The 13,423-nt window shown below is 62.1% G+C and carries 11 protein-coding genes; 7 read left to right on the top strand and 4 right to left on the bottom strand.

Going from position 1 to position 13,423, the window contains the following annotated elements; all coding sequences use genetic code 11:
• The first annotated feature begins 19 nt into the window (after window positions 1-19).
• Window positions 20-1,297, top strand: a complete 1,278-nt coding sequence (locus tag HV823_RS08385; RefSeq protein ID WP_176949264.1) for a 4-aminobutyrate--2-oxoglutarate transaminase — start codon at window positions 20-22, stop codon at window positions 1,295-1,297.
• A 91-nt stretch (window positions 1,298-1,388) separates the two neighbouring features.
• Window positions 1,389-2,870 (top strand): NAD-dependent succinate-semialdehyde dehydrogenase, encoded by a 1,482-nt coding sequence (locus HV823_RS08380; RefSeq protein WP_176949263.1) that lies wholly within the window; start codon window positions 1,389-1,391, stop codon window positions 2,868-2,870.
• Window positions 2,871-2,978: 108 nt separating this feature from the next.
• Here the strand turns inward: HV823_RS08380 and hpaR are convergent, their stop codons facing one another.
• The 3 genes from hpaR to HV823_RS08365 all read right to left on the bottom strand — a co-directional run bounded on the left by hpaR (window position 2,979) and on the right by HV823_RS08365 (window position 5,438).
• A complete protein-coding gene (hpaR, locus tag HV823_RS08375; protein WP_176949262.1) occupies window positions 2,979-3,479 on the bottom strand; it encodes a homoprotocatechuate degradation operon regulator HpaR in 501 nt (166 codons plus the stop codon).
• A 204-nt stretch (window positions 3,480-3,683) separates the two neighbouring features.
• Entirely contained in the window at window positions 3,684-4,358 is a 675-nt protein-coding gene (gene maiA / locus HV823_RS08370) for a maleylacetoacetate isomerase (RefSeq protein ID WP_176949261.1), read from the bottom strand.
• Window positions 4,359-4,421: 63 nt separating this feature from the next.
• Window positions 4,422-5,438: a fumarylacetoacetate hydrolase family protein gene (locus HV823_RS08365; RefSeq protein WP_176949260.1), complete on the bottom strand. Its 1,017-nt coding sequence runs from the start codon at window positions 5,436-5,438 to the stop codon at window positions 4,422-4,424.
• Window positions 5,439-5,523: 85 nt separating this feature from the next.
• Here HV823_RS08365 and HV823_RS08360 point away from each other — a divergent pair, with 85 nt between their 5' ends.
• The gene (locus tag HV823_RS08360) at window positions 5,524-6,096 is read left to right on the top strand and encodes a DUF2585 domain-containing protein (RefSeq protein WP_176949439.1); all 573 of its coding nucleotides are present in this window, start codon (window positions 5,524-5,526) and stop codon (window positions 6,094-6,096) included.
• A 32-nt stretch (window positions 6,097-6,128) separates the two neighbouring features.
• Here the strand turns inward: HV823_RS08360 and hmgA are convergent, their stop codons facing one another.
• Window positions 6,129-7,490, bottom strand: a complete 1,362-nt coding sequence (hmgA, locus tag HV823_RS08355; protein WP_176949259.1) for a homogentisate 1,2-dioxygenase — start codon at window positions 7,488-7,490, stop codon at window positions 6,129-6,131.
• 211 nt (window positions 7,491-7,701) lie between these two features.
• On the opposite strand from hmgA, the gene HV823_RS08350 reads away from it, so the two are divergent.
• The 4 genes from HV823_RS08350 to HV823_RS08335 all read left to right on the top strand — a co-directional run bounded on the left by HV823_RS08350 (window position 7,702) and on the right by HV823_RS08335 (window position 13,186).
• Complete coding sequence (locus HV823_RS08350) at window positions 7,702-7,998, top strand: WGR domain-containing protein (protein ID WP_176949258.1); 297 nt, start codon at window positions 7,702-7,704, stop codon at window positions 7,996-7,998.
• Window positions 7,999-8,101: 103 nt separating this feature from the next.
• Window positions 8,102-9,811, top strand: a complete 1,710-nt coding sequence (locus HV823_RS08345) for an ABC transporter ATP-binding protein (protein WP_176949438.1) — start codon at window positions 8,102-8,104, stop codon at window positions 9,809-9,811.
• Between the two features lie 113 nt (window positions 9,812-9,924).
• Window positions 9,925-10,809, top strand: coding sequence for a helix-turn-helix domain-containing protein (locus HV823_RS08340; RefSeq protein WP_176949257.1), 885 nt, complete (start codon window positions 9,925-9,927; stop codon window positions 10,807-10,809).
• Window positions 10,810-10,966: 157 nt separating this feature from the next.
• Window positions 10,967-13,186 (top strand): TonB-dependent siderophore receptor, encoded by a 2,220-nt coding sequence (locus HV823_RS08335; protein WP_176949256.1) that lies wholly within the window; start codon window positions 10,967-10,969, stop codon window positions 13,184-13,186.
• Window positions 13,187-13,423: the final 237 nt, after the last annotated feature.

Genomic DNA, 13,423 nt, shown 5'->3' with positions numbered 1-13,423 from the left:
TAGCGCCAGGATCTGCATCATGACCGCGACCTCCTCCCTTACAGACCGCAAGAACGCTGCCATCTCCCGTGGGGTTGGCATGACCACGCAGATTTATGCCGACCGCGCCGAGAATTCGGAGATCTGGGACAAGGAAGGCAACCGCTACATCGACTTCGCCGCGGGCATCGCGGTGGTCAACACCGGCCACCGGCATCCGCGCGTCATCGAAGCGGTCAAGAAGCAGCTGGACCGCTTCACCCACACCTGCCACCAGGTCGTTCCTTACGAGAACTACGTTGAGCTTGCCGAGCGTCTGAACCAGCTCGTCCCCGGTAACTTCGCCAAGAAGACAATCTTCGTGACGACTGGCGCAGAAGCCGTCGAAAATGCCGTAAAGATCGCCCGCGCCGCGACCGCCCGCCAGGCGGTCGTTGCTTTCGGCGGCGGCTTCCACGGCCGCACCTTCATGGGCATGGCGCTGACGGGCAAGGTCGTTCCCTACAAGGTCGGCTTCGGCGCGATGCCGGGCGACGTCTTCCACATCCCCTTCCCCGTCGAGCTGCATGGCCAGACGGCGGAACAGTCGCTCGCTTCGCTGAAGAAGCTGTTTGCCGCCGATGTGGACCCGAACCGCGTCGCCGCGATCATCATCGAGCCTGTGCAGGGCGAAGGCGGATTTTACCCGGCAACCACGGCATTCCTGAAGCAGATCCGCGAAATCTGCGACCAGCACGGCATCCTGTTGATTGCCGACGAAGTGCAGACCGGCTTCGCCCGCACCGGCAAGCTCTTCGCCATGGAGCATCACGGCGTCGTGGCGGATCTGACGACGATGGCCAAGGGCCTCGGCGGCGGCTTCCCGATTGCGGCTGTGACCGGCCGTGCGGAGATCATGGACGCGCCAGGCCCGGGCGGCCTCGGCGGCACCTATGCCGGCAACCCGCTGGGCGTGGCCGCGGCGCACGCCGTAATCGACGTGATCAAGGACGAGGATCTCTGCAACCGCGCCACCAACCTGGGCAACCGCCTCAAGCAGCGTCTTGAATCGCTGCGGGACAAGGTTCCGGAAATCGTCGACGTGCGCGGGCCCGGATTCATGAACGCGGTCGAGTTCAACGACATGACGACCAAGCTGCCGAGTGCGGACTTTGCCAACAAGGTGCGGCTCAAGGCTCTTGAGAAGGGCCTGATCCTGCTCACCTGCGGCGTCCACGGCAACGTCATCCGCTTCCTTGCGCCACTCACGGTTCAGGACGAGGTCTTCGCCGAAGCTCTCGATATCCTCGAAGCCGCGATCATCGAAGCCCGCGGCTGACGCAAGGCCGAACCTGCAACCTGCCCACAGCAACCACGCCTGGACAAGACCGTCCGGGCGCACCCTGCGTGATACCTGAAGGAATGACGAAATGGCCTTCTACGACGCCCTTACCAGGCACCTGAAATCCACGGATTTCCTGCGCGATTCCGGCTATGTCAACGGCAGCTGGGTCGGCGGCAACGGCAGTTCGACCTTCGATGTTCTCAATCCAGCGACCGGCGAAAAGCTGGCCACACTGCCGGAGATGGGGGCGGAGGAGACCGCTGCTGCCATCGACGCCGCATACAAGGCACAAGGTCCCTGGGCCGCACGGCCTGCCAAGGAGCGCAGCGCCATCCTGCGCAAGCTGCACGACCTCATGATCGCCAATGCCGACGAACTCGCAGCGATCCTGACTGCAGAGATGGGCAAGCCGCTCGCGGACGCGAGAGGCGAAATCCTCTACGCCGCGTCCTACGTCGAGTGGTATGCGGAAGAAGCCAAGCGCATCAACGGCGAAACCATACCCGCCCCGTCCGCCGACAAGCGCATGCTGGTGATCAAGCAGCCCGTCGGGGTCGTCGGAACGATCACCCCGTGGAACTTCCCCTCCGCGATGATCGCTCGCAAGGTGGCGCCGGCGCTCGCGGTCGGCTGCACGGTGGTTTCCAAGCCGGCGGAGCAGACGCCGCTATCGGCGCTTGCCCTCGCAGTACTTGCGGAGAAGGCGGGCGTTCCCGCCGGCGTATTCAACGTCGTCATCGGCACCGACGGCCCGGCGATCGGCAAAGAGCTCTGCTTCAACCCAAAGGTCCGCAAGATCTCGTTTACCGGCTCCACCGAAGTCGGCCGCATCCTGATGCGCCAGTGCTCCGACCAGATCAAGAAGGTGAGCCTCGAACTCGGCGGCAACGCGCCCTTCATCGTCTTCGACGACGCCGATGTCGATGCCGCCATCGAGGGAGCGCTCGTTTCGAAGTACCGCAACGCAGGCCAGACCTGCGTCTGCGCGAACCGCATCTACGTCCAGTCGAAGATCTACGACACCTTTGCCGAGAAACTCGCCGCGAAGGTGAGCCAGCTTTCTGTCGGCAACGGCTTCGAAGCTGGCGTCGCGATCGGCCCGCTGATCGAGGAGGCGGCCATCGACAAGGTCGAGGCGCACATCGCCGATGCGGTGTCCAAGGGCGCAAAGGTCGTTGCCGGCGGCAAGCGCGTCGACGGCAAGGGCACCTTCTTCAGCCCCACGATCCTGACGGGCGTGGACAGGACGATGAAGGTCGCGCGCGAGGAAACCTTCGGTCCGGTGGCACCGCTCTTCCGTTTCGAGACGGTCGAGGACGTCATTGCCCAGGCAAACGACACGGAATTCGGCCTTGCGGCCTATTTCTATGCCGCAGACCTGAAGAAGGTCTGGAAGGTTGCCGAGGCGCTGGAATACGGGATGGTCGGCATCAACACGGGCCTGATCTCTTCGGAAGCGGCACCCTTTGGCGGCATCAAGCAGTCCGGCATGGGGCGCGAAGGCTCCACGCACGGCGCCGACGACTATCTGGAGATGAAATATCTCTGCATGGGGAACGTCGCCTAAAACCGGCACGCGGATGTGCCTTGGCCATTCGCCAGCAGCTCAGATCAAAAGCGCCTCCGCCATGTCGTCATGGCGGAGGCGCTTTACGTTTGGTGCTCGGAGGGCATTTCAATGCTCGCGACCGGCTGGCGATGTCTCCTTTAGCATCGCCATCTCCTCCAGCAGGTCGATCAGGTGCTCCACCCGCTCCTTTCCGTACCGCTGCTCTATTTCGGTGTAGATTGCATGCGTGCTCGGCGTAACCGCGTTGATAAGCGCTATGCCGGCGGGAGCGACTTCCAGCAGAATCCGTCGCCCGTCTTCCTTGTCCTTGCTGCGGGTGATGTAACCGCGTTCCTCGAGCGACTTGATCATTCGGGTCAGGCTCGGCGCCAGAATGAAAGCCTTCTCGGCGACCTCCGAAGCGTCCAGCGTCCCCGCCTCCGCCAGCACGCGGATGACCCGCCACTGCTGCTCCGTCACATCGTATGCCGCAAGCATCGGACGAAAATGGCTCATCACAGCCTCGCGCGCCCGCAACAACGCGATCGGCAGGGAACGGAGCGTGTTGCGCGGCAGCAGGCGGTCGTCGGCAAAACGCGGGACAAAGGCTTGGGTTGGTTCGCTCATGGATCGTCTATCCGAGATTACGCGCTGGCGGCCAATTGCGGGCTTTGGATCGCCGCGGTACCGGCGCCACGATGCTTCTCAATGGAATGCCATATGCGTGGGGAAAACGACGGCGCCGCACCCTGCCATCGACGAAATGAACGCCGTAGCTGCAAGGATTCGACGCACTGCCCCATCGCATTGATGACGGGCCTGCCGTTGCTTCTATTCGCCGCAAAATGGCACATCTCTTGCGGATTGCAATTTCACCCGGTCGGGATGGCCGTCACGAAAGGCCGTCCGTTCGTTGCAGAGGTCAACGACGCGTCGTACACGACCCAGCGCCGAAAGATCGACACCCCATCGCTCCGCATTATAGACCTGCGGCACGAGGCACATGTCGGCCATCGTCGGACTATCGCCATGGCAGAAGACCCCGGTTCGCGGATCGTCCAGCATCCGGTCGACGGCCAGGAGACCCTCGCCGATGAACTTCCTCATCCACGCCCTTCTCGCCACGTCGTCGCCCGCCGTCAATTCCATCACGTGGCCGACCACACCCAGATTGCAGATCGGGTGAATGTCCATGGCAATCGCATAGGCGAGCGCCCGAACCCGCTGGCGACCGGGAGCATCTTCGGGCAGCAATCCCGATCCGCCGCGGGTTTCGGCAAGGTATTCTATGATCGCAAGCGATTGCGTCATCATCAGACCGTCGATTTCAAGCGCGGGCACCAGACCTTGTGGATTGCGGCGAAGATGCGTAGCCGCCTTGTGCTCGCCATCCAGCAGGTCCACCGGTACCGTTCGATAGGCGATCCCGAGGCTGTTGAGAGCGATACGGACCCGATAGCTCGCCGATGAGCGCCAATAGTCATAGAGAACGGTTTCGTTCGACATGATGTCTCCCGTGTCGCGACGCGGGCGGGTCCTCCCGTCGACTGGTCGAACGCGCCCCTCTCGTCAGTCGCGTTGGTATTGCTTCACCGTCTGCTCGATCGCACCGAAGATCGAATGGCCCGCGCCGTCCTTCATCTCGATGCGCACCGTGTCGCCGAAGGTCATGAACGGGGTTTTGGGCGCACCGGACTCGATCGTCTCGATGGTGCGGATCTCGGCGATGCAGGAATAGCCGGCACCCCCTTCCGATACGGGCTTGCCCGGTCCGCCATCGAGCTTGTTGGAAACCGTGCCCGAGCCGATCACGGAGCCCGCCACCAGCGGCCGGGTCCATGCCGCATGCGCGATGAGCTGGCCGAAATCGAAGGTCATGTCGATGCCGGCATTGGCGCGCCCGAACGGTTTGCCGTTCAGCGAGACGAGCAGCGGAAGGTGCAGCCTGCCGCCATCCCAGGCCTCTCCCAGTTCGTCCGGCGTGACGGCAACCGGCGAGAACGCAGAAGACGGCTTGGACTGGAAGAAACCGAAACCCTTCGCAAGTTCTCCCGGGATTAGGCCGCGCAGCGACACGTCATTGACCAGCATCACAAGCCGGATGGAAGCGCGGGCTTCTTCGACGCTTGCGCCCATCGGCACGTCGTCGACGACAACCGCAATCTCCCCCTCCATGTCGATGCCGTAGGCTGCATCCGCCATCACGATCGGATCGCGCGGGCCGAGAAAGCTGTCCGAGCCACCCTGATAGATCAGCGGATCGGTCCAGAAACTCGTCGGCATTTCGGCGTTGCGGGCTTTGCGCACCAGTTCCACATGGTTCACATAGGCCGAACCGTCAGCCCATTGATAGGCACGCGGCAAAGGCGAGGCCGCTTCGTGTTCATGAAAGCGGATGGTGGGCTGCGAGCCGGTTTCGATGCCTTCCGCAACGCGAGCCAGACGCGGACCGGCATGCGCCCAGTCGTCTAGCGCCGCCTGCAATGTGCGGGCGATGTGCCCGACTTCCGAACAGCGGGTCAGATCCCTCGACACGACCACCAGCCTGCCGTCGCGGGTGCTATCCTTGAGTGTGGCAAGTTTCATGCTCTCTCCCTGGTCTTGTATTCTCCCACGCCACTATGGCATCTTCACCTCGACGCGTCGCCTGTCACGTCAGCCCGCCTAAGGAATCTCCCGCTTGAACCGCACGTTTGTGAAGTCCCTTGGCGTCGCCGCCGCCGCCATCGCCGTTACAGCTGTAATCCTGCACCTGATGGGGCGAATCTGGATCTGCAAATGCGGTTATGTGAAGCTCTGGCATGGCGTGGTCGTGTCCTCGGAAAACTCGCAGCACCTGACCGACTGGTATACGCCGAGCCACATCATTCACGGCATCCTGTTCTACGCGCTGTTCACCTGGCTGCTTCCACGCGCCAGCATCGTGACCCGCCTCGCCCTGGCACTCGTCGTCGAATGTGCGTGGGAAATCTTCGAGAACACGGACCTCATCATCAATCGATATCGCGAGGCGACCATCTCGCTGGACTACTACGGCGACAGCATCATCAACTCGGCGGCAGACATCGCCGCGATGGTGATCGGCTTTGTCCTTGCCGCCCGACTTCCCGTCTGGGCCAGCATTGCAATCATCATCCTCTTCGAGGCGGTGACGACCTACCTCATCCGTGACGGCCTGGCGCTGAACATCCTGATGCTGGTCTGGCCGCTGGAGGCGGTTAAGGCCTGGCAGGGCGGCGGCTGACCGAGCCGCCGCCGGCATGCTGCTTTTCCCCGTCATTTGATGCCCGACGTCCCGTCGAACTTGCGTTCCAGCCCACCCCAGCATTCGATGTAATCGTCCTGCAGCGTCTCGAGCTCGGCGGCAAACCGCGTCAACTGCTGGGGAATGCGGGTCTCGAACATGAACGCCATGGTGTTGTCGAGCTTCACCGGCTTCAGTTCGCCGTTCGAAGCCTTCCCAAAGCCGGTAGCGTCCGGGCCATGCGGCAGCATCATGTTGTGCAGGCTCATCCCGCCCGGCACGAAACCCTCTTCCTTTGCGTCGTACTGGCCATGGATCAGGCCCATGAACTCGCTCATGATGTTGCGGTGATACCAGGGCGGGCGGAAGGTGTGCTCGGCCACGAGCCAGCGTGGCGGAAAGATGACGAAATCGACATTGGCCGTTCCCTCCTCGCCCGACGGAGCCGTCAGGACGGTGAAGATGGACGGATCCGGATGGTCGAACAGGATCGCGCCGACCGGCGAGAACGTGCGCAGGTCATACTTGAACGGGGCGTAGTTGCCGTGCCAGGCGACGACATCGAGCGGGGAATGGCCGATCTCGGTCACGTAGAACTTTCCGCACCATTTGACGTGCAGGCGGCAGGCCGTCTCCTTGTCCTCGAAGGCGGCGACCGGCGTCTTAAAATCGCGCGGGTTGGCCAGGCAGTTGGCGCCGATGGGTCCGCGATCGGGCAGCGTGAACTTGGCCCCGTAGTTCTCGCAGATATAGCCGCGCCAGACATCGCCTTCCCCCAGCCGCGAGACCTTGAACAGCATGCCGCGCGGAACGAGGCAGATCTCCAGCGGCTCGACATCCATGATGCCCATTTCTGTGAAGACGCGGATCGCGCCGGTCTGCGGCACCACCAGCAGCTCGCCATCGGCGTTGAAGAAATAGTCGTCCGTCATGTCGGCATTGAAGACATAGGCATGCGCCGCCATGCCGACCTGCGTCATGACATCTCCCGCCGCCGTCATGGTGCGGATGCCTTCGAGGAAGTTCAGCTGCTCGGCGGGCGCCGGCAGAGGACTCCAGCGCAGCTGTCCCAGCGGAAGGGAGTGATCGTCCAGGCAGGGGGCGGACTTCCAGTACGGATAGCTCGCATTCGAGAACCGGCCGGTGTGGCGCACGCTCGGGCGAATGCGATAGAGCCATGAACGCTCGTTGGTGCCGCGCGGCGCGGTGAAGGGCGATCCCGAGAGCTGCTCCGCATAGAGACCGTAATTGCATTTTTGCGGACTGTTCTGCCCCTGCGGCAGCGCGCCTGACAGGGATTCGGTCTCGAAGTCGTTGCCGAAGCCGGGCATGTAGCCGACGCTGTTGCTGATCGCCGCGCCCTCGCGGGCACCTGCCTCCGATTTGTCCAGCATGACCGGCCTCCTCCGCCAGATCCAAATTGGTTACATTCGTAACTATCAATTTTGTAACTATCAAGCGGGGCACCGGATGACATCGCCGCCCGCCCAAAGGCACGTCACGACATTCAGGGAACGTCACCCATCATCGCCATGAATCGGTTAGGCGCGACCGATTCAAACCTTTCATTGGACGTCGGAATCCGCCTCCCCGACACTGCACGCCATGAGCCAGACGTCGCCCCTCCCCCAGAACGATGAACCCGTTTTCCTTCGCCGGGTCGATCCGGCCTGCAACATGGCCCGCTTCTACGCCCTGACGCTCGAGCCGACGCTGTTCGGAGAGGTTGCCGTCATGCGCCATTGGGGGCGCATCGGCACGCGCGGCCGCAGCAAGTCGTGCTTCCTGGGGTCGATCGAAAAAGCTGTCGATGTCCTGCACCGGCAGGCGAAGCGCAAGAAGCGCCGCGGCTATGTGGCCGGGTCAACGAGCGACGCAACCTGCACCCAAGCCGAAACGTGATCGTCCATTACGGGCAAAGTGACATCACAGGCTTCCCAAAACGTGCGCCACGTTATAGTTGACGGCGTTTCTCCATTTTCGCATGCAGCAGAGTTCCGGTTCGATGCTCGCCCGTTTCTTTTCCTACTACGCTCCCTACAAGAAGCTCTTCGCGCTCGATTTCGGCTGCGCGGTGCTGGCCGGCCTGCTCGAACTCGGGTTTCCGCTTGCCATCAAGTATTTCATCGACGACCTGCTCCCCGGCAGGAACTGGGGGATGATCCTCGGCGCCGCAGCGGTCCTGCTCGGCATTTACGTCACAAACACGATCCTGATGGCGATCGTGAACTACTGGGGTCATGCGCTCGGCGTCGGCATCGAGACGGACATGCGCCGCAGCGCCTTCGATCACCTCCAGAAGCTCTCCTTCTCCTACTTCGACGAGAACCAGACCGGCCGCCTGATCACCCACGTCACGAAGGATCTGGAGGAGGTCGGCGAGGTCGCCCATCATGGCCCCGAAGACGTCTTCATCGCCATCATGACGTTCATCGGTGCGTTCGCCCTGATGTTCGTGGTGCATCCGCAACTGGCGCTGATCACGCTGATCATCGTGCCCTTCATGGCCTGGCTGGTCAGCCGCTACGGCGCGCGCATGACGCAGAATTGGGAGAGGCTGTTCGGCCAGGTCGGCGACTTCAACAACCGGGTCGCCGAAAGTGTCGGCGGCATCCGTGTCGTCAAGGCTTTTGCCAACGAGGATCACGAGCGCGCGCTCTTCTCCGTCAACAACGAGAACTACCGCAAGACCAAGCTGAACGCCTACGCCTACATGACGGCCAGCATTGCGCTCAGTTACCTGAGCACCCGGCTCGTGCAGCTGATCGTCATGGTCACCGGCACATGGTTCGTCATGCAGGACAGCCTCAGCTATGGCGGCCTCGTCAGCTTCATCCTGCTGATCGACGTCTTCTTCCGCCCGATCGACAAGATCACCTCCGTGCTGGAAAGCTATCCGAAAGGCATTGCCGGCTTCCGCCGCTTCACGAACCTGATCGATACCGAACCTGACATAGCCGACCGGCCGAACGCGGTCGCCATGGCGCATATCGAAGGCGACATCGTCTACCGGAACGTCAGCTTCGCCTACCGCGACGGTCGCCGCGTGCTTGACGATCTCAACCTGACGATACGGCACGGGGAATCCATAGCCTTCGTCGGCGCTTCCGGCGCCGGCAAGACGACGATCTGTTCGCTCCTGCCCCGCTTCTACGAAGTCGGTTCCGGCGCCATCTCGATCGGCGGCGTCGATATCCGGGACATCACGCAGGCATCGCTTCGGGCGCAGATCGGCATCGTCCAGCAGGATGTCTTCCTCTTCGGCGGCTCGATCCGTGAGAACATCGCCTACGGCAAGCTGGGCGCCACGGAAGAGGAGATCATGGAGGCGGTGCGACGCGCCAAGCTGGACGACCTGATCGCCATGCTGCCGGCCGGCCTCGACACGATCGTCGGCGAACGCGGCGTCAAGCTCTCCGGCGGTCAGAAACAGCGCCTTGCCATCGCCCGGATCTTCCTGAAGAACCCGCCGATCCTCATCCTGGACGAGGCAACCTCGGCGCTGGACACCGTCACCGAGCAGGCCATCCAGCAGGCGCTCGCGGAACTGTCGAAAGGTCGCACGACGCTGATCATCGCCCATCGCCTGGCGACTATCCGCAATGCAGACCGCATCGTCGTCATCGACGAGGGCGGGATCGTCGAGCAGGGCGATCCGGACGAGCTCCAGCAGCGCGGCGGCATCTATTCCCGCCTGCTTCGGGCACAGTTCTGATCTCCGCCATGGGTGGATTGCAATGCCGAACGCATTGCAATAAAATATGACTATAAAGTGAAGGTTTAAACGCTGGGTGCCGGGAAGACGTCCCCGCATCGATGGACTGGGCGATGAATTTTCAGCCGCGCATGAGCAACAAGATCAGCGGATTCCATGTGGTCGGCGGGCTGCGCCGTCGTCATTGGAACGGCATTGTCGCCGACCTGTGGGACGTGGAATGCGCACCCAACGCCGGCGGCTTCTATGTCGGGCAGGATCCACGCATCTTCATTGTCCTCGAAGCCGAGGGCGGTGGAATCTGCAACCTCAAAGTCGCGCCTTCCGCCCGGGGCACAGTGCAGAATTATCATCGCCAGGCAATCTCCTATATCCCGGCCGGGATGGAACTGTGGGCCGAAGTGGTCGATCTCAGCTTTGTCCGGCATCTCGACCTGCATTTCGACATCGATATTCTGCGGCAGCGTCTGGCCGACGAATTCGACAGCCAACCGGTCGAAACCCCGCGGCTGATGTTCGACGATCCGCGCATCATGTCCCTTGCCGAACTGATCGCTGCGGAATGCGCCAATCCCCGGCCCCTGCACGATCTCTATGGCGACGGGCTATCGCTGGCCCTTATCATCGACCTGTTCAAGGTCAACCGCTCGCAGCCACGCAAGCGCAGCCAGCTCGCCGCCTGGCAGCTGCGGCGGGCGACCGACTACATCGACGAGAATTGCCTGCGCAGCATCCGCCTGGAGGAACTGGCGGCCCTGACCGGCCTTTCCCAGTCGCACTTCAGCCACGCCTTCAAGGCCACCACCGGCCTTGCGCCCCATCAGTGGCAGATGAACGCCCGCCTTGACCGGGCGAAAAACATCCTGCTCAAGCATGACATGCCGCTGACCGCCATCGCCGCGGAAACCGGCTTTGCCGACCAGGCTCACTTCACCCGTGTCTTTCGCAAGAACGTCGGCACGACGCCCGCCCGGTGGCGCAAGATGACGCGTGACTGAACCCGCGGCCGAAATCTGTGTGCGGCGCACGAAAGTGCCAAGAACGTTCAATTTTCCCCGAAGCGGTCAAGCGCATCTATTTAAGTTGATATAATTGCTCATGTTACTTGGTGCCCACTTCGGCACCTGATCACGTAAAGCGGGGAATGCGGGGGCAATGATCAGCAAGGTTAAGGGCACGGCAGGTACAAGCATCAGGGCTGCACTCCGGGGCGGTGTCGCGGGAGCGGCAATCCTGGCGGCCATGACGGCTGCAGCACAGGAACAGCAGGCAACGCCGCTTGCGACAGTCGTCGTCGAGGGTACTGGCGAAGGCAGCGGTACCGGTCCGGTGGAAGGCTATGTCGCAAAGGACACCACCACAGGCTCCAAGACGGATACGCCGCTTTCGGAAATCCCGCAGTCCGTGTCGGTCATCGGCCGACAGGAGATCGAGGATCGCGGCATCGTCAACAAGGTCGACGAGATCCTGCGCTACACGCCCGGCGTGACGGCCGAACCTTTCGGCGTCGATCCCGACACCGACTGGTTCTACATTCGCGGCTTCGACGCGACCCAGACGGGCGTCTTCCTCGACGGGCTGAACCTCTTCAGCTATGGCTTCGGCGGCTTCCAGGTCGACCCGTTCATGCTGGAACGGGTGGAAGTGCTCAAGGGGCCGGCCTCGGTGCTCTATGGGGGCGCCAATCCCGGCGGCATCATCAATATGGTCAGCAAGCGGCCCACGGGTGAAACTTCCGCCTATGTCGAGACCGGCATCAACAGCAATGCCAACGCATTCGCCGGCTTCGATGTAAACGGCATCCTCAACGAGGGCGTCAACTATCGCGTTACCGGCAAAGTGGCCGGCGGAGAGAACTACACCGACTATTCGAACGACCTGCGCGGGTTCATCATGCCGCAGGTGACGTTCGAAAAGGACGACGCGACGAGCCTGACCGTTTACGGCGTTCTGCAAGGCCTCGACCAGAGGCACAGCGGCGGCAGCTTCCTACCCTATATCGGCACCGTGGAAGCAGCCTCGTTCGGCAAGATCGACCGGAGGGCATTTTTCGGCGAACCGGACATCGACACCGGCACCTACGTCCAGCAGATGCTGGGCTACGAGTTCAAGCACGAGTTCGACAATGGCTGGCGCTTCACCCAGAACCTGCGCTACGGCCATCTCTACAAGCACGAGAACGCGCCTTATACCTATGGCTACTACGATCCTGACGCCGTGTTCCCCGCGCCATCCTACGTGAACGCGCCGGTCACGCCCGACAACCTGCTCTATCGCCTCGGCTTCGAGCACACTTCGAAGGTTGACACCTTCGCGGTCGACAATCGCCTCGAAGGCGAATTCGACACGGGCGCACTCAATCACACGGTCCTCGTGGGCCTCGACTACAAGTTCTACAGGCTCGATCAGGAACAGGCATCCTCCGCCGCCACGCCGATTAGTGCCACCGACCCGATCTACGGCGCGCTGCAGCCGCCCAACAGGATCTACATCAACCAGGAGATCACCCAGCAGCAGCTCGGCGTCTATGCCCAGGACCAGATCCGCTTCGGCGACGGCTGGATCGTGACGCTGAACGGCCGCTACGACTATGTCGACACCGAGACGGAGAACGGCCCGACCTATTGGGATCCGGCCCAGAACTCGACATTCGATTATAATGAAAGCGCGCTCAGCGGCAGGGCCGGACTGGCCTACGAGTTCGCCAACGGCGTGACGCCCTACATCAGCGCCTCGACCTTCTTCAACCCGATCGTCGCGGTGACCCTGACCGGCAACACCAAGCCGGAAGAGGGCGACCAGTTCGAGGCCGGCGTCAAGTACGAGCCCGCCTTCCTCGACGGCGTGTTCACGGCTGCGGTCTACCAGCTTACCAAGCAGAATGTCGTCGTCACCGACCCGCTGACCATGCTCTCCAGCCAGATGGGAGAGGTGCGCTCGCGCGGCATCGAGCTGGAAGGCAAGGTCAACATCAACGAAAGCTGGAAACTGATTGCCGGCCTGGAGTTCATCGACCTCGAGATCACCAAGGACGCCAATTCCGCCCTGATCGGCAACACACCCTACCTCATTCCCGACACGCAGGCCTCCCTGTGGCTGGATTACACTGTCCAGGACGGCGCGCTGGAAGGCATGAGCTTCGGTGCGGGCGTGCGCTATCAGGGCGAAAGCTGGGCCGACAACGAGAACACGGCGAAAGTCCCCTCGGCCACCGTATTCGATGCCGGTATCCGCTACGAGAAGAACGACTGGGGTGCCGCCCTCAACGTGGCCAACCTGTTCGACAAGGAATATGTCAGCGGCTGCGGCGGCCTTCTGGTTTGCGGCTATGGCGATGCCCGGACGATCACGTTCAAGCTCAGCAAGAAGTGGTAACGAGCCAGGGGTATTTGAATGCGGGAGGGAGGAGCGAAAGCTTCTCCCTCTCATTTTGTTTCGCCGATCCGGCAAGGACTTCTGCCGGCAGGAAAAATGCCGAAAAAATCGCCATAGGCTACCGGCTGCTAAGCCAATAAGCAAGCATCTGCATTTTCGCATGCCTCTCCTGCGTGCTTATGCCTTCATAATAGGCACGATTTGCACCATATCAGGCGCATTCAAAGATATGGAGAA

The organism is Mycoplana rhizolycopersici (assembly GCF_013378445.1).
Classification (GTDB): Bacteria; Pseudomonadota; Alphaproteobacteria; order Rhizobiales; family Rhizobiaceae; genus Mycoplana; species Mycoplana rhizolycopersici.
This window is presented reverse-complemented; position numbering and strand designations above follow the sequence as displayed.

What these genes read in the sequence shown, in the direction of transcription:
- HV823_RS08380 (WP_176949263.1), top strand. Translation starts at nt 1,389, where the DNA reads ATGGCCTTCTACGACGCCCTTACCAGGCACCTGAAATCCACGGATTTC.
- maiA (WP_176949261.1), bottom strand. Translation starts at nt 4,358, where the DNA reads ATGTCGAACGAAACCGTTCTCTATGACTATTGGCGCTCATCGGCGAGC.
- HV823_RS08385 (WP_176949264.1), top strand. Translation starts at nt 20, where the DNA reads ATGACCGCGACCTCCTCCCTTACAGACCGCAAGAACGCTGCCATCTCC.
- HV823_RS08345 (WP_176949438.1), top strand. Translation starts at nt 8,102, where the DNA reads ATGCTCGCCCGTTTCTTTTCCTACTACGCTCCCTACAAGAAGCTCTTC.
- HV823_RS08335 (WP_176949256.1), top strand. Translation starts at nt 10,967, where the DNA reads ATGATCAGCAAGGTTAAGGGCACGGCAGGTACAAGCATCAGGGCTGCA.
- hmgA (WP_176949259.1), bottom strand. Translation starts at nt 7,490, where the DNA reads ATGCTGGACAAATCGGAGGCAGGTGCCCGCGAGGGCGCGGCGATCAGC.
- HV823_RS08340 (WP_176949257.1), top strand. Translation starts at nt 9,925, where the DNA reads ATGAATTTTCAGCCGCGCATGAGCAACAAGATCAGCGGATTCCATGTG.
- hpaR (WP_176949262.1), bottom strand. Translation starts at nt 3,479, where the DNA reads ATGAGCGAACCAACCCAAGCCTTTGTCCCGCGTTTTGCCGACGACCGC.
- HV823_RS08350 (WP_176949258.1), top strand. Translation starts at nt 7,702, where the DNA reads ATGAGCCAGACGTCGCCCCTCCCCCAGAACGATGAACCCGTTTTCCTT.
- HV823_RS08365 (WP_176949260.1), bottom strand. Translation starts at nt 5,438, where the DNA reads ATGAAACTTGCCACACTCAAGGATAGCACCCGCGACGGCAGGCTGGTG.